18 protein-coding genes are annotated in these 17688 nt (G+C 71.5%); 9 read left to right on the forward strand and 9 right to left on the reverse strand.

The features are described 5' to 3' along the window. Nucleotides 1–438, forward strand: coding sequence for an Rrf2 family transcriptional regulator (locus tag J3S20_RS24580; RefSeq protein WP_216839553.1), 438 nt, complete (start codon nt 1–3; stop codon nt 436–438). On the opposite strand, the gene J3S20_RS24585 is transcribed toward J3S20_RS24580, so the two are convergent. Next, nucleotides 426–1313 carry an NUDIX hydrolase gene (locus J3S20_RS24585; RefSeq protein WP_216839554.1) on the reverse strand — a complete coding sequence of 296 codons (888 nt, stop codon included), beginning with the start codon at nt 1311–1313 and terminating at the stop codon, nt 426–428. The two genes, J3S20_RS24580 and J3S20_RS24585, sit on opposite strands and share 13 nt — an antisense overlap. Before the next feature lie 105 nt (nt 1314–1418). On the opposite strand from J3S20_RS24585, the gene J3S20_RS24590 reads away from it, so the two are divergent. From J3S20_RS24590 to J3S20_RS24605, 4 genes are all read left to right on the forward strand, one after another. After that, complete coding sequence (locus tag J3S20_RS24590; RefSeq protein ID WP_343215296.1) at nt 1419–3314, forward strand: ABCB family ABC transporter ATP-binding protein/permease; 1896 nt, start codon at nt 1419–1421, stop codon at nt 3312–3314. A 58-nt stretch (nt 3315–3372) separates the two neighbouring features. After that, complete coding sequence (locus tag J3S20_RS24595) at nt 3373–3642, forward strand: hypothetical protein (RefSeq protein ID WP_216839555.1); 270 nt, start codon at nt 3373–3375, stop codon at nt 3640–3642. Between the two features lie 133 nt (nt 3643–3775). Next, nucleotides 3776–4072 carry a 50S ribosomal protein L28 gene (gene rpmB, locus J3S20_RS24600; RefSeq protein WP_216839556.1) on the forward strand — a complete coding sequence of 99 codons (297 nt, stop codon included), beginning with the start codon at nt 3776–3778 and terminating at the stop codon, nt 4070–4072. Nucleotides 4073–4229: 157 nt separating this feature from the next. Beyond that, nucleotides 4230–5039: a sensor histidine kinase gene (locus J3S20_RS24605; protein WP_216839557.1), complete on the forward strand. Its 810-nt coding sequence runs from the start codon at nt 4230–4232 to the stop codon at nt 5037–5039. Nucleotides 5040–5045: 6 nt separating this feature from the next. Here J3S20_RS24605 and J3S20_RS24610 read toward each other — a convergent pair whose 3' ends face one another. The 5 genes from J3S20_RS24610 to J3S20_RS24630 form a co-directional block, all read right to left on the reverse strand. Next, nucleotides 5046–5846, reverse strand: a complete 801-nt coding sequence (locus J3S20_RS24610) for an esterase-like activity of phytase family protein (protein WP_216839558.1) — start codon at nt 5844–5846, stop codon at nt 5046–5048. 158 nt (nt 5847–6004) lie between these two features. Beyond that, nucleotides 6005–7873: a cobaltochelatase subunit CobT gene (cobT, locus tag J3S20_RS24615; RefSeq protein ID WP_216839559.1), complete on the reverse strand. Its 1869-nt coding sequence runs from the start codon at nt 7871–7873 to the stop codon at nt 6005–6007. A 13-nt stretch (nt 7874–7886) separates the two neighbouring features. Continuing rightward, nucleotides 7887–8528: a glutathione S-transferase family protein gene (locus tag J3S20_RS24620; RefSeq protein ID WP_216839560.1), complete on the reverse strand. Its 642-nt coding sequence runs from the start codon at nt 8526–8528 to the stop codon at nt 7887–7889. Between the two features lie 6 nt (nt 8529–8534). Then, entirely contained in the window at nt 8535–9545 is a 1011-nt protein-coding gene (cobS, locus tag J3S20_RS24625) for a cobaltochelatase subunit CobS (protein ID WP_216839621.1), read from the reverse strand. A 55-nt stretch (nt 9546–9600) separates the two neighbouring features. Further along, entirely contained in the window at nt 9601–10209 is a 609-nt protein-coding gene (locus J3S20_RS24630; protein WP_216839561.1) for a J domain-containing protein, read from the reverse strand. 113 nt (nt 10210–10322) lie between these two features. On the opposite strand from J3S20_RS24630, the gene J3S20_RS24635 reads away from it, so the two are divergent. After that, nucleotides 10323–10607, forward strand: a complete 285-nt coding sequence (locus J3S20_RS24635) for a BolA family protein (protein WP_216839562.1) — start codon at nt 10323–10325, stop codon at nt 10605–10607. Nucleotides 10608–10772: 165 nt separating this feature from the next. Here J3S20_RS24635 and J3S20_RS24640 read toward each other — a convergent pair whose 3' ends face one another. Beyond that, the gene (locus J3S20_RS24640; protein ID WP_216839563.1) at nt 10773–11357 is read right to left on the reverse strand and encodes a DUF2889 domain-containing protein; all 585 of its coding nucleotides are present in this window, start codon (nt 11355–11357) and stop codon (nt 10773–10775) included. Between the two features lie 67 nt (nt 11358–11424). After that, nucleotides 11425–13131 carry a 3-dehydroquinate synthase gene (gene aroB / locus J3S20_RS24645; RefSeq protein ID WP_379793808.1) on the reverse strand — a complete coding sequence of 569 codons (1707 nt, stop codon included), beginning with the start codon at nt 13129–13131 and terminating at the stop codon, nt 11425–11427. A 137-nt stretch (nt 13132–13268) separates the two neighbouring features. Here aroB and J3S20_RS24650 point away from each other — a divergent pair, with 137 nt between their 5' ends. The 3 genes from J3S20_RS24650 to J3S20_RS24660 are packed head-to-tail and all read left to right on the forward strand — an operon-like array spanning nt 13269 to nt 15269. Then, complete coding sequence (locus J3S20_RS24650; protein ID WP_216839564.1) at nt 13269–13415, forward strand: hypothetical protein; 147 nt, start codon at nt 13269–13271, stop codon at nt 13413–13415. 22 nt (nt 13416–13437) lie between these two features. After that, nucleotides 13438–14340 (forward strand): tyrosine recombinase, encoded by a 903-nt coding sequence (locus J3S20_RS24655; protein WP_216839565.1) that lies wholly within the window; start codon nt 13438–13440, stop codon nt 14338–14340. After that, nucleotides 14337–15269 carry an HpcH/HpaI aldolase/citrate lyase family protein gene (locus tag J3S20_RS24660; RefSeq protein ID WP_216839566.1) on the forward strand — a complete coding sequence of 311 codons (933 nt, stop codon included), beginning with the start codon at nt 14337–14339 and terminating at the stop codon, nt 15267–15269. The genes J3S20_RS24655 and J3S20_RS24660 overlap by 4 nt, the downstream gene beginning before the upstream one ends. 260 nt (nt 15270–15529) lie before the next feature. Here the strand turns inward: J3S20_RS24660 and J3S20_RS24665 are convergent, their stop codons facing one another. Beyond that, nucleotides 15530–17686 (reverse strand): xanthine dehydrogenase family protein molybdopterin-binding subunit, encoded by a 2157-nt coding sequence (locus J3S20_RS24665; RefSeq protein WP_216839567.1) that lies wholly within the window; start codon nt 17684–17686, stop codon nt 15530–15532. Nucleotides 17687–17688 lie beyond the last annotated feature (2 nt).

Here is a 17688-nt window from a genome sequence, read left to right on the forward strand (position 1 = left end):
ATGGTCGCCACACGCTTCGCAGTCGCTGTGCACATCCTTCTTCTGCTGGCCACCGCGCCTGGCGGCCAGCTCACCAGTGGTCGCCTCGCGGAAAGCGTGGGGACCAACCCGGTGGTCATCCGGCGCCTGGCGGGGCAACTGGCCCGCGCCGGCCTGATCCGGATCCGCCGCGGCCCGGGCGGCGCTGAGCTCGCCCGGCCGCCCGGCGACATCACGCTGGGCCATATCTGGCAGGCCATGCGCCGCAAGGGCCTGCCGCTTCTGCCGGTGCATCGCGGCCCCGCCCGCAGCGAGCAGGGCCCCGCGCCGGCCATCCCCACCATCCTCCGCCGCGCCTTCGACTCGGCCGAGGCGGCGATGGAATCGGATCTCTCGGCGGTGACGCTGGAGGAACTCTGCCACCAGATGCGCGCGCCGGCCGAGGCTCACGCCACCTGATCGAGCCCGGCGCGCAGGAACTCCGCCCCCGGCGCCGCCGCATCGATCAGCCCGTGCCGCAGGAAGAAGTCGATCAGCACAAGGTTCACGTTGAACTTCACCTGGTCGCGGTCGCGCACCTCCGCCAGCAGGCGTTGCGCGGGCCATAGCTCGAAACGCTCCACCTCCTCGTCATGCGGGCGCGGCACCAGGCCGTCGGGCAGTTCCAGGTCGTGGCAATGCAGCACGTCCCGCCGCAGCCCCTCCGGCGTCGCCATGACGTAGGAGACGCGACCCACCGGCTGCGCCCGGGCGGCGACCTCGGGCGGGATCGAGGCCTCCTCCGCCGCTTCCTTCACCAGCGTCTCCGCCGCCGACAGCCCGGCCGGGATGCCACCGGCCACCACATTGTCGATCTGCCCGGGCGCCACCGATTTGTGGCGGGACCGGAAGCCAACCCAGAGGTGCAGGCCCTCCGCCCGCCGGACGAAGCCGTTCACATGCACGCCCTGGGAGATGGCGCCGAAGGCCGGCATGGCGCCGCGGTCCAGCTGCGCCAGCACCGGGCCCTCCGGCGTCGCGCGGATATCGAAAAGCTCGCCCCGCAGCGCCAGGTGGCCCCGCCCGGCCAGGCCCTTGGCGACCTCCGCCAGGGCATGGCTGCGGGCGCCGGGTGCGCGCAGGCGGCCGGCCAGCGCCACGCCCTGGTGGTCGAAATGGAAGTCCCGCGGGTAGAAGGCCAGCGCCCGGGCCAGGTCCCCCCCCACCCAGCCGACCTGCGCCTCCCCGATCCGGAAGCGGAGGAGATGGGCGGGGGAGGCGATGTTGTTGCAGGCCTGGATATGTCGCTCGAAGCGGGCGAGAGCAGGATCGGGCGGCGGGTCGGTGGGGGGCATGGGGCCCTGTAGCGCGCACAGCGCATGGCACGGAAGCCCGTGCGGCGCTTTGCGCCCGGCGCTAGAAGCCCCATCTGCTGACCAACTGGCTTCCGGAGCTTTCCTGTGCGGACCGACCAACCCCGCGAGCGTGGCCATCTGCGCACGCTGCTGACGCTTGCCCCCTATCTGTGGCCGAAAGGAGAGTTGGGGCTGCGCCTGCGCGTGGTGGCCAGCCTGGTGCTCCTGGTCTTCGCCAAGGCCGCCAATGTGGTGGTGCCCATCGCCTTCGCCCGCGCGGTGGATGCCCTGGCGCCGGAGGCCGGGGTTGCGGCGGGCATTGCCGTGGTGCCCATCGCCCTGGTGCTGGCCTATGGCCTGTTGCGGCTGACCAGCTCCGCCTTCAACGAGGCGCGCGACGCCATCTTCGTGAAGGTGCAGGCGCGCGCCATGCGGCGCATCGCGCTGCAGGTCTTCCAGCACCTGCATGCCCTGTCCCTGCGCTTCCACCTGGACCGGCAGACCGGCGGCCTGTCCCGCGTGCTGGAACGCGGCACCCGCGGCATGACCTTCGTGCTGGATTTTCTCCTCTTCAACATCGTGCCGACGATCTTCGAGATCCTGCTGGTGGCGGCGATCCTCTGGGGCATGTTCGACTTCAGCTTCAGCTTCGTCATCCTGGTGACGGTCGGCATCTACATCGCCTTTACGCTGATGTTCACCGAATGGCGCCTGCGCTTCCGCCGCGCGATGAACGACACGGATACCGAGGCCAATACCCGCGCCGTCGACAGCCTTCTGAACTTCGAGACGGTGAAGTATTTCGGCAATGAGCGGCACGAGGCCCGGCGCTACGACGCCAGCATGGAACGCTACGAGCGCGCCTATTCGCGGTCCGAGGTCAGCCTGAACGCGCTGAACTTCGGCCAGCAGGCGGTGATCGCGGTCGGCCTGACGGTGGTGATGATGATGGCCGCCGGCCGTGTTTCCGGCGGCGGCATGACGGTAGGCGACTTCGTGCTGGTCAACACCTACATGATCCAGCTGTTCCAGCCGCTGAATTTCCTCGGCTTCGCCTATCGCGAGATCAAGCAGGGGCTGGTGGACATGGAAGCCATGTTCGCCCTGATGCGGGAGGACCGCGAGGTGGCGGACGCGCCCGGTGCGCCGGCCCTGGTCGCGACCGGCGGCGAGGTGCGCTTCGAGAATGTGCGCTTCGGCTACCGGCCGGACCGGGAAATCCTGAAGGGCGTCAGCTTCACCGTGCCGCCGGGCCGGACGCTGGCCATCGTGGGTCCCACGGGCGCGGGCAAGTCCACCATCAGCCGCCTGCTGTTCCGCTTCTATGACGCGACCGGCGGGCGCGTGCTGATCGACGGGCAGGATGTGCGGGAAGTGCAGCAGGACAGCGTCCGCGCCGCCATCGGCGTGGTGCCGCAGGACACCGTGCTGTTCAACGACACCATCCGCTACAACATCGCCTATGGCCGCCCCGGCGCGACGCAGGAGGAGGTGGAGGCCGCCGCCCGTGCCGCCCAGGTGCACGACTTCGTGCTGCGCCTGCCGGATGGCTACGACACCAAGGTGGGCGAGCGCGGCTTGAAGCTTTCGGGCGGCGAGAAGCAGCGCGTGGCCATCGCCCGCACCCTGCTGAAGAACCCCCGCATCGTCATCCTGGACGAGGCGACCAGCGCCCTGGATACCCGCACCGAGCAGGACATCCAGGCCGCGCTGCGCGACGCCGCCCGCGGCCGCACCACCCTGGTCATCGCCCATCGCCTGTCCACCGTGGTGGATGCGGACGAGATCCTGGTGCTGCAGGAAGGCCAGGTGGCGGAGCGGGGTTCGCATGCCGCGCTGATCGCCGCCGATGGCCTCTATGCCGCCATGTGGCGCCGCCAGTCCGAGGCGGTGGCGGCGGCGGAGGCCGCCGCGGCGGCCCAGGCGGCGGAAGCCGCCACGGGGATCCAGGCGGCGGAAGCCGCCAAGGGCATTCAGGCGGCATCGAAGCTGCCCGCCTGAGGGGGGTTCCCATGCCGCGCCCGCCTGCCTATGTCCCGATTCATTGAGGAGGCCGCCTATGCAGTTCGACCCCCAGGGCGAGGCCCCTGAAGATCTCAGCCATGCCGGTTCGGTGGTGGACAAGGCCATCGAATACATGATCGAGCAGGGCATCGACCCGATCTCCATCGCCTCGGCCCTGCTCGGCGGCTCGCTCGGCATGCTGGCGCGCAGCATGGACGACCGCGCGGTGGCCGGCGTGCTGCGCAGCGCCCTCGCCTCGGTCGAAGCCGGCGAATTGGCGGAGATGCGGCGCGCGTCGGAAGCCGAGCAGGCGGCTAATCCCTGAGCTGGGGCCGGCCCCAGGCTTGACGAACCGGGCGCGATCCGCGATACGCCCCGGCTCCGGACCACTTCCGCGCGCGGCTGCCTGGACCACTCGGCCCAGGACCCGCGCGTGTGCTTTTCGGGATTGATGAGTCATGGCCCGCCGCTGCGGTATCACCGGCAAGGGCGTGCTGACGGGCAACAACGTCAGCCACGCCAACAACAAGACGCGCCGGCGCTTCCTGCCGAACATGCAGGAGACGTCGTTCTTCTCGGACATCCTGGGCACGCCGGTCCGGATGCGCCTGACGGTGAACGGCATCCGCACGGTGGAGCACAATGGGGGTCTCGACTCCTTCCTGCTCGGCACCCCGGACCGCCGCCTGCCGGTCGAGGCGCTGGTGCTGAAGCGCCGGCTGGAGCGCGCGCGGGACAAGAAGGCCGCTGCCTGATCCGGCGGCGCGGGCCAGGGCGCCCGCGCCAGCCGTTCAGGGCGACCCCACCGTCATGGGGCACCCCCTGGCCGCCCGACACGAAATCGTGTGGTTGGGCGCGATGCGGACGGTGCATTAACCGCGCGGCAACCGGCGCGGCGCCAAGCTTCCGGCGATGCCAACCGAGTCGCACCTTGCCGTCGCCCTCCTGGTCCTCGGAGCCTGGATCGCCTGCGCCTTGTGGGTCCGCAGCGCCCTCCTCCAATCGCGGGATCGCGTCGCCTCGGCCGAACGCCTTGCCGCCGCACGGGGGCGCTGCCTTTCGCTGGCCGCGCAGGAATTGCGGGGGCCGGGCCTGGCGCTGATGGCGCAGGCCGCGGACGAAAGCCCCGCCCCCCGCCGTGCGGGCGAGGAAACCCAGCTGAAGGCGGTCGCCCAACAATTGCTGCGCCTGGCCGATGACCTGGCCGACTTCGCCACCGAACCCTCCCCCCGCTCCCTGCACGAGGCCCCGGCCCTGCTCGGCCCTGTGATCGATGCCGCAGTCGCCGGCGTCAGCGCCCAGCTGGGCGCCGGCCGCCGCCATTGGCAGGTGGAGCCCGATCTGCGGGCGCTGCGCGTGCGTGCCGATAGCCGCGCGCTGGAAGGCGCGCTGGCCGCCCTGCTGCGCCGCGCCGCGCGCCATTCCCGCGACGGCGATGTGGTGGCGCTGCGCCATGTGCTGGGATCGGAAACGGTCGCCATCGTGGTGGAGGATGAGGGCGATGGCCTGCCGGCGCAGGACCTGGTGCCGGAATCCGCCAGCCCCAGCCAGCAGTCCGGCCTCGGCGCCGGCAATGGCTCACGCGGGCTGGACCTCGGCCTGACCCTGGCGCGTTCCCTGGCCGCGGCGCATGGCGGCGACATCCGCCTGGAAAGCGCCCCCGGCATCGGCGCCCGCGCCTGGCTCACCCTGCCGCGCACACGGCTGCTCGACGCGGCCTGATCGGGATCAGCTGGGCGCCTCGAACAGCAGCAGCAGGCTGCGCTGCCAGAGGCTTTCATTGTCGTCGGAGATCAGCGCCACCAGCACGCGGCCCTCTCGCTCCAGCACCGCCACACCCTCGTAATTGTCGACCGGCAACGGGGGCTCCAGGCGCAGCAGGACCTCGCCCTGCACCAGTCGGCCCTGGCTGGCCTGGCGCAGCTGGTCGGGGGCCAGGCGCAGCAGACGGCCGCCAAAGCCGGCCAGCAGGCCGAAGGACCGCTCCAGCACCAGCGCGCCGCCATCCGGCAGCGCCGCCGCATCCACCGGCACATGGCCGGCAGCGGGACGATAGCCGAAGGCGCGCCAGGAGTCGGGGCCGCCGATCCAGCCGGTAAGGTCGCCGGGCTCGCCCGGACCCCAGGGCAGCCCCTCGGACAGCGCCAGCCAGCGCCCATCCGCCAGCACCGCCAGGGATTCCAGCGCGGCATTGCCGGGCGAGCGATCGAGTCCCGGCGGGGCGGGCATGGGGCGGGCGGGGCCCGTCCAGCTGGCATAGGCGGCGATGCGGTGCCGGCGCTCGAAACCCACCAGCCAGGTGCCGTCCGGCAGCCGCGCCAGCGCCTCCGCATCCGCCGCGCGGCCGGGCGGCATGGCGCGGCCCCGCTCGTCCCGCAAAAAGCCACTGCGGATCAGCGAAAGGTTCAGGGGCCGCAGCCCCTCATCCAGCGCCAGCCGCATCTCGACGAAGCGCGCGCGATCGCTGATGGCGGTCAGCGTCAGGTCTGGCGCCAGATGCAGCCCGGACAGCCCGCCGAAGCCCAGCACGCCGGTGTTGATCTCCAGGCCGCCGAGCAGCCGGAGCGCGCCGAAGGGGCCCTCCGGCAGGTCGAGCCGGCGGGTGAGCGGCGGCTCCGCCCCCTTCCCGCAGCTGGGCAGCGCCGCCAGCGCGGCGGCGGCGCCCAGCAGAAGACCGCGGCGGGTGGTCAGGCGACCAGGGGCGCGCGTTCGGAAGCGGCCCGCTGCCAGGCCAGCGCCGCATCCTCGTCGAAGAGCTCGGCGAGCTTCTTCATCATGGTGCCGCCCAGCTCCTCCGCATCCACGATGGTCACCGCGCGGCGGTAGTAGCGGGTGACGTCGTGGCCGATGCCGATGGCGATCAGCTCCACCGCCTCGCGGCCCTCGATCTCGCCGATCACCTTGCGCAGGTGGCGCTCCAGATAGTTGCCGGGGTTCACGGACAGGGTGCTGTCATCCACCGGCGCGCCGTCCGAGATCACCATCAGGATGCGGCGATGCTCGGTGCGGGTCAGCAGGCGCTTGTAGGCCCATTCCAGCGCCTCGCCGTCGATGTTCTCCTTCAGCAGCCCCTCGCGCAGCATCAGGCCGAGGTTCTTGCGGGCGCGGCGCCAGGGGGCGTCGGCCGACTTGTAGATGACGTGGCGCAGGTCGTTCAGCCGGCCCGGATTGCGCGGCTTGCCCTCCTGCACCCAGCGCTCGCGGCTCTGGCCGCCTTTCCAGGCGCGGGTGGTGAAGCCCAGGATCTCGACCTTCACCGAGCAGCGCTCCAGCGTGCGGGCCAGGATGTCGCAGCACATGGCGGCCACGGTGATCGGCCGGCCGCGCATGGAGCCGGAATTGTCGATCAGCAGGGTCACCACCGTGTCCCGGAAATCCGCCTCGCGCTCCTTCTTGTAGGACAGCGACTGCATCGGGTTCACCACGACGCGCGCCAGCCGCGCCACGTCCAGGATCCCCTCCTCCAGGTCGAATTCCCAGGCGCGCTGCTGCTGCGCCATCAGCCGGCGCTGCAGCCGGTTCGCCAGCTTGGAAACCACGCCCTGCAGGTGGGACAGCTGCTGGTCGAGCTGCTGGCGGAGGCGGGCGAGCTCATCCGCGTCACACAGGTCATCGGCCTCGACGACCTCGTCGAAGGCCTTGTTGTAGGCGCGGTAGATGGAGGCGTCGTCGGTGGCCGGCACCTCCTTGCGCTGCTGCGGTCCGCCCGGGCGGTCGTCGCCCTCGGCGGCGGCGCCTTCCTCCTCGCCCTCCTGGCCCTCATCCTCGGCGGCGTCGCCCTGCATGGTCTCGGGCTGGGCGCCGAGCATGCTCTCGGTGTCCTGGGCCTGGGATTCGCCCTCGCCGGACTGGTCCTGCTGCGAGGTGGTCTCGCCGCCCTCGCCCTCCTCCTCATCCTGCTCGGCCTCGGTCTCCACTTCGGCCTCGGCCAGGTCGAGCGCGGCCAGCAGCTTGCGGGCGGCGCGGCCGAAGGCGTCCTGGTCCGTGCTGCGCTCGGCCATCTCGGCCAGCGCAGCCTCGGCGGATTCGCCGATGGTGTCGCGCCACATGTCGAGGATGCGCTGGGCGGCGGCGGGGGCTGGCTCCCCGGACAGACGCTCCCGCGCCAGCAGGCCCAGCGCCGCGGCCAGCGGTAGCTGGTCCTTCCGCGTCATGCGGTCGTAGCCCTCCGACTCGCACTGGTCGGTCAGCCGGGCGCGCAGATTGGCGGCGACGCCGGACATGTGCTGGCTGCCCACCACCTCGACCCGCACATCCTCCAGCGCGTCGAAGACCTCCCGCGCCTCGCGGCGGGCGGGGATCCGGTTGGCGTGCACGCCCTCATCATGGTGGCGCAGCTTCAGCGCGATGGCGTCCGCCGCGCCGCGCAGCTTGGCCATTTCGGCCGGCGGCAAGGCGCGCGTCGGCAGCGGCAGGCGGGCGCGCTTGCCGGCGAGGCCGGAGGGGCCTGGCTGATAGGCCACCTGCACTTCCGGCTGGCGCGCGATGGCGCGCACCGCGCCGGCGGTGGCCCGCTTGAATTCTTCCTGGCGCGTCTGGTCGGGCTTGCCGCTCATGCTTGGAAATCCGTCATGCGCGCACCGCTTCCCGGGCGCGGGCGGCTGCCAGCGCGGGTCGGGCCTCGAGCGCGGCGAGGTAGGAGGCGATGACCGGAGAGGGCGTCAGCATGCCCCAGGCGGTCACATATTGCAGGGTGGAGCCGATCAGCACATCGGCCGTGCTCAGCGCCGCGCCGAGCAGGAAGGGGCCGCCGGAGGCCTCGATCTGCCGCTCGATGCGCCCCAGCGCGGTGGCGAAATCCGGCCAGCCCAGCGCCCGTGCCGGCGGCGGCTCTGCCCGCGGAAAGGCCTTGTCGGCCAGCGCCGGTTCCAGCACGCCGGCGCCATAGGCCATCAGCGTCTGGTACAGCGCGCGTTCCGGATTGCCGGGCGGCGGCGAGAGCAGGCCGGGATGCAGTTCGTCCAGATAGGCGCAGATGCCCAGGCTTTCGGAAACCACGATGCCGGTCCAGTCGCCGGCCGGCCCGCGATCCTCCAGCACCGGCAGCTTGCCGTCCGGGTTGATCGCGAGGAATTCCGGCCGCTTATGGGTGCCTGCCTCCAGGTCGTGCTGGATCAGCGCATAGTCGGCGCCGAATTCCTCCAGCAGCCAGAGGATGCGGAAGGCCCGCGTTCTCGGTGCGAAATGCAGCAGGAAGCGCGGACCCGCCATGCGGCCTCACCCCGCCTTGCGCAGCATGCTGCCGGTGGAGAGCTCCTCGTTAAAGCAGCGCTGGTAGTATTCGGCCACCGTGCCGCGCTCCGCCTCATCGCACTTGTTCAGGAAGGTCATGCGGAAGGCGAAGCCGATGTCGCCGAAGATCTTGGCGTTCTCGGCCCAGGTGATGACGGTGCGCGGCGACATGACGGTGGAGATGTCGCCGGCGATGAAGCCGGCGCGCGTCAGGTCGGCGAGCGCCACCATGGCTTCCGTCTGCCGCTTCATCTTCGCGTCCTTCTCGTCCCAGCCGAGCTTGGCCATGACGATCGCCGTCTCCTGCGCATGCGGCAGGTAGTTCAGCGTGGCGACGATGTTCCAGCGGTCCATCTGCCCTTGGTTGATCTGCTGCGTGCCGTGATAGAGGCCCGTGGTGTCGCCGAGGCCCACCGTATTCGCCGTGGCGAACAGCCGGAACATCGGATGCGGGCGGATCACCTTGTTCTGGTCGAGCAAAGTGAGCTTGCCCTCCACCTCCAGCACGCGCTGGATCACGAACATCACGTCCGGGCGACCGGCGTCGTATTCGTCGAAGACCAGCGCGCAGGGGTGCTGCAGCGCCCAGGGCAGGATGCCTTCGCGGAATTCCGTGACCTGCTTGCCGTCCTTCAGGACGATCGCATCCTTGCCGATCAGGTCGATGCGGGAGATGTGGCTGTCCAGGTTCACCCGGATGCAGGGCCAGTTCAGCCGCGCCGCCACCTGTTCGATATGCGTCGACTTGCCGGTGCCGTGATAGCCCTGGACCATGACGCGACGGTTGAAGGCGAAGCCGGCGAGGATCGCCAGCGTCGTCTCCCGGTCGAAGCGATAGGTGCTGTCCACCTCCGGAACATGTTCGGTGCGGCGGCTGAAGGCCGGCACCTTCATGTCGCTGTCGATGCCGAAGACATCGCGCACGAGAAGGTGCGTGTCCGGCATATCGATCACGGAGGTGGGGCTAATCTCGGCGAGGCTGGCGGCCTTGTTCATCTGCTGGTCCGGCTGTGACATCGATTGCGATCCTAGGGCGCCAGGACGGGCGCGGCTACCCGGCTGGTGCGGCTGCGGGCGTGGCTTTGCCCGGAAGCTTGCGGCGAACCAGGCTGTAGGCGCGGTTGATGTCCTTCAACCGCTCCTCCGCCTGGCGATCGCCGCCATTGGCGTCGGGGTGGTAGCGTTTGGCGAGTTCCTTGTAGCGCGTTCGCAGCGCCAGGGCATCGAGCGGCCAGCCCAGGCCCAGCACATCCAGCGCCGCGCGCAGTTCGGCCGGCGGTTCGTCCTGCCGCGGCGGCTTGGCGCGGCGCTGGGCATGCAGCGGCGTGGCGCCCAGTACGCCCAGCGGGTCGCGCAGCACCTCCGGGTCGAAGGGATTGGCGCCGCCGAGCCGGCCGAGCGGCCAGGTCGGGCGCTGCCAGCCGGAATCCTCGCGCAGATGCGCCTCGATCTCGCCGGGGGACATGCCCTTGTAGTAGTCCCAGGCGCGGTTGTAGGCGCGCACATGGTCCAGGCAGAACCATCGGTATTGGTTGAGCGTCTTGCGGTCGCGCGGCGCGCGGAATTCGCCGGGCAGCGGGCAGCCCGGGGACTCGCAGGGGCGCACCGGCGCCTCCGGCTCCGCCGTCATTGTTCCGATGCGGTCGCCACGTCGCGCCATTCCGGGTTTATGGTCGCCGGGTTGCGGCCGCGCAAGGCGGGCCGGCGAAACGGAGCCATGCCGGATCCGGCCCTGTCCAAGCCCGCAGCAGCCCCCACATGTCAGGAACAGCCATGACCGACCGAGCCCAGCGCATCGCCACCTGCCTGCAACGGGCCTTCGCCGAGGCGGAGGTCGCGGTGCAGGACGACAGCGCCCAGCATGCCGGCCATTCGGGCGCGCGGCCGGGCGGGGAGACTCATTATTCCGTGCGCGTCATCAGTCCCGCCTTCGCGGGCCTGTCCCGCGTGGCGCGGTCCCGCGCGGCGCATGAGGCGGTGGCGGCGGAATTCGAGACCGGGCTGCACGCGCTGTCGCTACGGCTGCTGACGCCGGAGGAAGCCGCGAAGGCTGGGTAGGCCCTTCTCCCTCCCCCGCGACGCGGGGGGTTGCGGCACTGCGGCGACGCCGAAGGCTGGTCGGGGTGGGGGGTCAAAGCTCAGGATGCTGGGCGACCGGGCCATTCTGCACGCCCCCCCCCCCACCCAACCCTCCCCCCCCTTCGGGTGGAGAGGGCTTAAGCGCTACTCCGCGCTGCCGCCCGCGCGGTGCCGCTGCACCACGGGACTGTCCTCGGCATAGGCATAGCAGCTGCCGATCGGGAGGCGGCGGGGCGGTGGGGCCTCGGCCGGTTGGCCGGCGGCGATCGCCGCTTCCCGCCGCGCCCGGTCCCGGCGCCATTTCCAAGGGGCGATGGTCTGGTAGGCGACGGTCGCCATCTGGGCCATCACCTCTCGCAGATGCGTGCAGCCCAGCGCACCACCCACCCTTTCCTTCACCGCCCGGTTGAAGCCCGGCCCGATGGAGACGCCCGCCAGGCGGCTCATGCTGGCCGCCGCCTTGGGGCAGACGTCATAGGGGGTGAAGTCGGAGACGGCCTCGCAGGCGCGGATCACCATCTGCTCATCCACCGTCATGCGCACCCACATGCCGTGCAGCGCATCCCCCGGCTGCAGCGTGCCGCGGTCCATATTGTCGAAGGGATAGGACTTGGTGTCGACCAGATGCGCCTCGATGTCGAAGAGCCCGTCGGTGCGCTGGTAGCCGTCCATGGTGATCTGGCGGCGGTGCAGCGGAATGCGCGAAACCTCGGGCTCGGGGAGCGGCATCGGGCGGGGTCCCGGGATGTTGCAGTGCAGCGCCTGGGTATCGCATGGCGATCCCAGCCCTGGAAGGCTAGGCTTTCGCCCCCTCATCCCGCAGCAGCGATTCCACCGCCAGGGGCGGCACCTCCGCCGTGGTGAAGGCCTCCCCCGGCCCGCGCAGCAGCACGAAGCGCATGGCGCCGTCGCGCACCTTCTTGTCCTTGCGCATCCGCGCCATCAGCCGCTCCGCCGAGAAGCCGCGCGGCAGGTCCCCGATGCGCGCCGGCAGGCCGAGCTCCTGCAGGTGGGAGATCACCCGCCCCGGCAATTCCTGCGAACAGAAGCCCAGCCGGGCGGAGAGCGCGGCGGCCAGGCCCAGGCCCAGCGCCACCGCCTCCCCATGCAGCAGCGTGCCGTCATAGCCGCACTCGGCCTCCAAGGCGTGGCCGAAGGTGTGGCCGAGGTTGAGCAGGGCGCGGCCGCCCTCGGCGCTTTCCTCCCGCTCATCCGCCGCCACCACCCCGGCCTTCAGCCGGCAGGATTCCAGAACCGCATGGGCCAGCGCCGCCGGATCGCCGGCCACCGCCCGCGCACCCTCCGCCTCGCACCAGTCCCAGAGCGGGCCCTGCAGCAGCCCGTGTTTGGCCACCTCGGCATAGCCGGCGCGGAGTTCGCGCGGCGGCAGGGTGGCCAGCACGCCGGTATCGGCCAGCACCAGCAGCGGCTGGTGGAAGGCGCCCACCAGGTTCTTGCCCAGGCCGAGATTGATCCCGGTCTTGCCGCCCACCGAACTGTCCACCTGCGCCAGCAGCGAGGTGGGAATCTGCACGAAGGGCAGGCCGCGCAGCGCCACGGCTGCGGCGAAGCCCGCCAGGTCGCCCACCACGCCGCCGCCGAGTGCCACGACCGTGGTGCGCCGGTCCGCGCCCGCGGCCAGCGCCGCCTCCACCACCCGTTCCAACTGGGAAAAGGATTTGCTGGCCTCGCCGGGCGGCACCTCGATGGTGGCCACCACGGCGATGCCGGCGGCATCCAGCCCCGCCCGGAGCGCCGGCAGGTGCAGCGGCCCGACCGTAGCATCCGTCACCACCACCACGCGCCGCGCCGGCAGCACCGGGGCCAGCCGCGCGCCGGCCCGCGCCACGAGCCCCTCGCCCACCAGGATATCGTAGCTGCGCTCGGCCAGCCGCACCTTCATCCGCGCCGGTTCGCGATGCGCCGCCAGCGCCTCCATCACCCGCCTGGTCGTGGTCTCGGGCGGCTCGTCGGTGCAGTCCACGATCACGGAGGCCTCTGCGAAGGTCGGGTGGCGCGCCGTCATCAGGCGCTCCAGCACCTCGCGCGGGTCCCGGTTGAGAAACAGCGGCCGATGCTCCCGCCCCGCCACGCGGCGCAGCAGCACCGGCAGCGAGCACCGCAGCCAGACCGCGACGGCGCCCGATTCGGCAACCGCGCGCCGGGTGCGCGCATCGGTGAAGGCGCCGCCCCCCGTCGCCAGCACCAAAGGCGGCCCGGCCAGCAGGCGGGCGATCACCCGGCGCTCGCCATCCCGGAAATGCGGCTCCCCGTATCGCGTGAAGATATCCGTGATCGGCAGGCCGGCCGCGGCCTCGATCTCGCTATCCGCATCGACGAAGGGCAGGCCCAGCTTCACCGAGAGGCGCCGGCCGATGGAGGACTTGCCGCAGCCGGGCATGCCGACCAGCACCACGCTGCGGCTGGGCGGGGTGAGGGCCGCCGGCTCCGGCGGGGCGGCATCCGGCAAGGGCCAGGCCGAAAGGGCGGTGTTGCGTGACACGGTGGCGAAGGCTACAGCAACTCCGGTTCGGATGAAATCATCCGATCCGATCTCTTGCTGTAGTTTCAACGACTTCACAGCTCGGTTTTTGTCGGTCGTGCCGGACGGCACACAGCGCGTGAGGATCCGCTTCCACGATGTTCCGACACCCGCTCCTGCTGCTGGCGCTTGTGATTGCAGCCCTGCTGGCCATCGGACTGCTCGGCATCGGCGCCTTCCCGCCCTCCGTCACGCCGCAGCCGGTCGAGCGCAGCGTGCCGGCCGAACGCTTCGGGACCCGCTGACCTAGCTGGGCCGGCCCCGCCCATGGATCGCCATGCCGAGGCTTTTCTCGAAATGCTGGCGGCGGAGCGCGGCGCGGCGCGCAACACGCTGGCTGCCTATGCCGCGGACCTGGCCGATTTCAACGCCCATTGCACGCCGCGCGGCATCACGCCGCTGACCGCCGATTCCGGCACCATCCAGGCCTATCTGCGCAGCCTGACCGATGCGGGCCTGGCCGCCCGCACCGCCGCCCGGCGGCTCTCCGCGCTGCGCCAATTTTTCCGCTTCCTGGTGCAGGAGGGCCTCCGCACGGAAGACCCGACCGAACTCCAGGAAGGCCCCCGCCTGCCGGCCAGCCTGCCGAAACCCCTGGCCGAGGCCGAATTGACCGCCCTGCTGGAGGGCGCCGCCCGCCTGCCCGGCGCTCGGGGCCCCTTCGCCGTGGCGCTGGTGGAACTTCTCTACAGCAGCGGGCTGCGGGTGAGCGAATTGGCCTCCCTGCCCGCCGGCGCGCTGCGACCGGACCAGCCGCTGGTGGCGGTCCGCGGCAAGGGCAACAAGGAAAGGCTGGTGCCGATCTCCGCCCGCGCCCGCGCCGCCGTGCTGGCCGCCGCCGCGGCCAAGCCGGAGCCGGAGCGGAAATCGCGCTGGCTCTTCCCCTCCCGCGCCGCGGGCGGGCATGTCACCCGCCAGACCATCGGCCTGGTGCTGAAGGATGCGGCCCTTGCGGCCGGGCTCGACCCGGCGCGCGTCAGCCCGCACGTCCTGCGGCACTCCTTCGCCTCCCACCTGCTGGCGCACGGCGCGGATCTCCGCAGCCTGCAGATGCTGCTCGGCCACGCCGACATCGCCACCACGCAGATCTACACCAAGGTGCTCGAGGAACGGTTGCAGCGCCTGGTCGAGGAACACCACCCACTCGCGACGCAGGAGCCTGCCGCATGACCCACTCGCCTCTCGCCCGCCTGCATCGCAGCGAACTCGCCGTGCCGGCGATCCGCCCCGAACTCTTCCCCAAGGGCGCGGCCGGCCCGGCCGACGCCGTGTTCCTCGACCTGGAGGACAGCGTGCCGGAAGCCGAGAAGGACCGCGCCCGCGCCAATGCCGTCGCCGCCCTGTCCAGCATCGACTGGGGCAGCAAGATCCTCGCCGTGCGGGTGAACGGCCAGGACACGCCCCACTTCTACAAGGACATGATCGCCCTGCTGGAAGCCGCCAGCGACCGGCTCGACGTCATCATGATCCCGAAAGTCGGCGACCCGCGCGAAGTCTTCGCCGCCGACCTCCTCGCCAGCCAGATCGAAGCCAGCGCCAATCGCGCCCGCCGCGTCGGCCTCGGCCTGGTGATCGAGACCGCCAAGGGCCTCGCCCACGTCGAAGCCATCGCCAGCGCCTCCCCCCGCACCGAAAGCCTGCACCTGGGCGTCGCCGACCTCGCCGCCAGCCTCGGCATGCGCACCACCGCCATCGGCGGCCTGAACCCCGACTACGCCAGCCCCGCCGGCCTCCTCGACCCCTGGCACTTCGCCGTCGCCCGCATCATCACCGCCGCCCGCGCCGCCGGCCTGCGCCCGATCGACGGCCCCTACGGCGACTTCCGCGACACCGAAGGTTTGACAGCCAGCGCCCGCCGCGGCCGCGCCCTCGGCGCCGAAGGCAAAATGGCCATCCACCCCAACCAGGTCGCCACCCTCAACACCGCCTTCCAGCCCGACGCAAAAGAAGTGGCCCAAGCCCACCGCGTCCTCGCCGCCATGGAAACCGCCCGCCTCGAAGGCCGCGCCGCCGTCGCCCTCGATGGCAAACTCCTCGACATCGCCTCCATCCGCCAAGCCGAAGCCATGGTGGCCAAGGCGGCACGTTCGGCGGGGTAGAGGGGGCGGCGCTGGGTGATCGCAAGGAGGGCTCCGCCCTCCCTGCACCCTCCCGCCAAGGGGCAGTGGCCCCTTGGAACCCTTTGAGTCATGAACAGAAATGGAGAGGGGCCGGGGGTACCGCATGTTCGGCGGTCCCGCTGGCCCCTCTCCATTTCTGTTCAAGGTCCTGAGGTCCAGGAGGCCACTGCCTCCTGGCAGGGGGTGCAGGGGGACAGCGTCCCCCTGCAAACAACCCGCGCCGACCCTCCAACCCCCGCCTAAACGTGCAGTCCTTGGTCGACCAAGGGCAGGCTGCGCAGACGGCGGCCGGTGGCGGCGAAGATGGCGTTGCAGACGGCGGGGGCGAGTGGGGGCACGCCGGGTTCGCCGATGCCGCCGAGGGGTTGGCCGCTGCGGATGATGTGGGTGTCGACCTGGGGGGCCTGGTTGATGCGCAGGATGGGGTAGGTGTCGAAGTTGCGTTCGACGGCGGCGCCGTCTTTCAGGGTGATGTGTTCGGCGGCCATGGCGGAGAGGCCCCAGACGACGGCGCCCTGCATCTGGGCGGCGACGGTGTCGGTGTTCACCACGTCGCCGCAGTCGACGGCGACGGTCACCTTGTGGACGCGGATCTCGCGGCCGGTGACGGAGATTTCGGCGACCTGGGCGCAGAGGGTGCCGTAGCATTCGACATAGGCGAGGCCGCGGTGGCGCCCGGCGGGGGCGGGGGTGCCCCAGCCGCCTTCGCGCGCGGCGGTGTTGAGGACGGTGAGCGCGCGGGGGTCGTGGGCCAGGAGTTCCTGGCGGAGCGCGAGGGGGTCTTTGTTCGCGGCGAGCGCGACCTCGTCCAGGAAGGATTCCAGGAAGAAGCCGTATTGCGAGGAGCCGACGGAGCGCCAGAGCCAGACCTTGGGCGCGGCCTGGATGCGGTGCCATTCGGCGCGGAAGGCGCCGAAGCGGTAGCGGGTGTCGCTGATGGATTGCAGGGAGAAGGGGTCGTTGCCCCGCAGCGGCCCGGCGAAGAGGGCGGGGCGGTAGTCGCCCATCACGGACTGGCCGGCGGCGCGCAGGTTGAGGCCGACCACCTTGCCCTGGGCATCGAGGGCCGCCTGGATGCGGGCGGCGAAGGCGGGGCGCCAGTAGGATTGGGCGAATTCCTCCTCCCGCGTCCAGATCAGCTTGACGGGGCGGTTGATGGCCTTGGCGACGGTGGTGGCCTGTTCGACGATGGTGGTCACCAGGCGCCGGCCGAAGCCGCCGCCGGTCATCGGCGTGTGGATGCGGACGTTTTCGCGCGGCACGCCGGCGACGCGGGCGGCGTCGCGGATGCACCAGTCCTGGTGCTGGGTGGAGCACCAGACGTCCACGCGGTCGCCCTGGATCTGGACGGTGGCGTTTTCCGTCTCCATGGGGGCGTGGGCGAGGTAGGGCGCGGTGTAGGTCGCCTCCACCCCCTTGGCGGCGCCGCGCAGCGTGGCCTCGATATCGCCGTCGTTCTTGCCCCGGAAGGCTTCGGGGGCGGCGAGGCCGGCCTGGAGGCGGCGGATGAGCTCGGCGCTGTCCAGCGCCTGGTCCGGCGTCGGCTTGAAGCGCAGGGTGATGCGCTGGGCGCCCTGCATGGCGGCCCAGGTGTTCTCGGCCACCACCGCCACGCCATTGGGCAGCGGCACCACGTCGATGAGGCCGCGGAGGCCGGCGAGGGAGGCGCGATCGAAGCTTTCGAGTTCTGCGCCAAAGACGGGCGAAAGCCGAGCGACGGCATAGGCCATGCCGGGCAGCTTCACGTCATGGCCGTAGATGGCGGCGCCGCGTGTCTTGGCCGGGATATCGGCGCGCGGCGCGGCGCGGCCGGTCAGGCGCCGCTCCGCCGCGGGCTTGATGCGGGGCTGGTCGTCGAGTGGCAGCCGCGCGGCCAGGTCCACCAGCTCGCCGTAGGAGAGGCTGCGGCCGGAGGTGGCGTGGAGCACGCGGCCTTCCGCCGTGGTCAGCTCGCCGACCGGCGCGCCGAGCCGCTCCGCCGCCGCCGAGGTCAGCGCCATGCGCGCCTGGGCGGCGGCGCGGCGGATGCGGTCGTGCCAGAAGCGGATGCCGAAGCTGGCGCCGGAATACATCTCCCCCACCGGCTGCAGCCGCAGCGCGGGTTCGGGCTGGCCGGCGGTGACGCGGACCGCGCTCAGCGGCACGTCCAGCTCATCCGCCACGATCATGGCATGGGCGGTATGGGTGCCCTGCCCCATCTCCGTCACCGGCGATGCGAAATCCACCAGGCCGTCCTGGCCGATGCGCAGGAAGGCGGTGATCTGGCCGGGGCCGCCATTCGGGCTGTTTGCCGCGGCGGCGGTGATGACGGCGGGCGGCGCGGGCTGCGCCGAGGCGGGGGCGAGCGGCACCACCAGCGTGGCGATGCCCGCCTGCAGAAGGGTTCTGCGCTGCATGG

This window comes from Falsiroseomonas tokyonensis, assembly GCF_019024325.1.
GTDB lineage: Bacteria > Pseudomonadota > Alphaproteobacteria > Acetobacterales > Acetobacteraceae > Falsiroseomonas > Falsiroseomonas tokyonensis.

Excerpts from the sequence above, each read along its gene's own strand:
- J3S20_RS24655 (WP_216839565.1), top strand. The coding sequence starts at position 13,438 with ATGGATCGCCATGCCGAGGCTTTTCTCGAAATGCTGGCGGCGGAGCGC.
- J3S20_RS24665 (WP_216839567.1), bottom strand. The coding sequence starts at position 17,686 with ATGCAGCGCAGAACCCTTCTGCAGGCGGGCATCGCCACGCTGGTGGTG.
- cobS (WP_216839621.1), bottom strand. The coding sequence starts at position 9,545 with ATGAACAAGGCCGCCAGCCTCGCCGAGATTAGCCCCACCTCCGTGATC.
- rpmB (WP_216839556.1), top strand. The coding sequence starts at position 3,776 with ATGGCCCGCCGCTGCGGTATCACCGGCAAGGGCGTGCTGACGGGCAAC.
- J3S20_RS24635 (WP_216839562.1), top strand. The coding sequence starts at position 10,323 with ATGACCGACCGAGCCCAGCGCATCGCCACCTGCCTGCAACGGGCCTTC.
- J3S20_RS24595 (WP_216839555.1), top strand. The coding sequence starts at position 3,373 with ATGCAGTTCGACCCCCAGGGCGAGGCCCCTGAAGATCTCAGCCATGCC.
- J3S20_RS24605 (WP_216839557.1), top strand. The coding sequence starts at position 4,230 with ATGCCAACCGAGTCGCACCTTGCCGTCGCCCTCCTGGTCCTCGGAGCC.
- J3S20_RS24630 (WP_216839561.1), bottom strand. The coding sequence starts at position 10,209 with ATGGCGCGACGTGGCGACCGCATCGGAACAATGACGGCGGAGCCGGAG.
- J3S20_RS24585 (WP_216839554.1), bottom strand. The coding sequence starts at position 1,313 with ATGCCCCCCACCGACCCGCCGCCCGATCCTGCTCTCGCCCGCTTCGAG.
- J3S20_RS24640 (WP_216839563.1), bottom strand. The coding sequence starts at position 11,357 with ATGCCGCTCCCCGAGCCCGAGGTTTCGCGCATTCCGCTGCACCGCCGC.
- J3S20_RS24660 (WP_216839566.1), top strand. The coding sequence starts at position 14,337 with ATGACCCACTCGCCTCTCGCCCGCCTGCATCGCAGCGAACTCGCCGTG.
- cobT (WP_216839559.1), bottom strand. The coding sequence starts at position 7,873 with ATGAGCGGCAAGCCCGACCAGACGCGCCAGGAAGAATTCAAGCGGGCC.
- J3S20_RS24650 (WP_216839564.1), top strand. The coding sequence starts at position 13,269 with ATGTTCCGACACCCGCTCCTGCTGCTGGCGCTTGTGATTGCAGCCCTG.
- J3S20_RS24620 (WP_216839560.1), bottom strand. The coding sequence starts at position 8,528 with ATGGCGGGTCCGCGCTTCCTGCTGCATTTCGCACCGAGAACGCGGGCC.
- J3S20_RS24580 (WP_216839553.1), top strand. The coding sequence starts at position 1 with ATGGTCGCCACACGCTTCGCAGTCGCTGTGCACATCCTTCTTCTGCTG.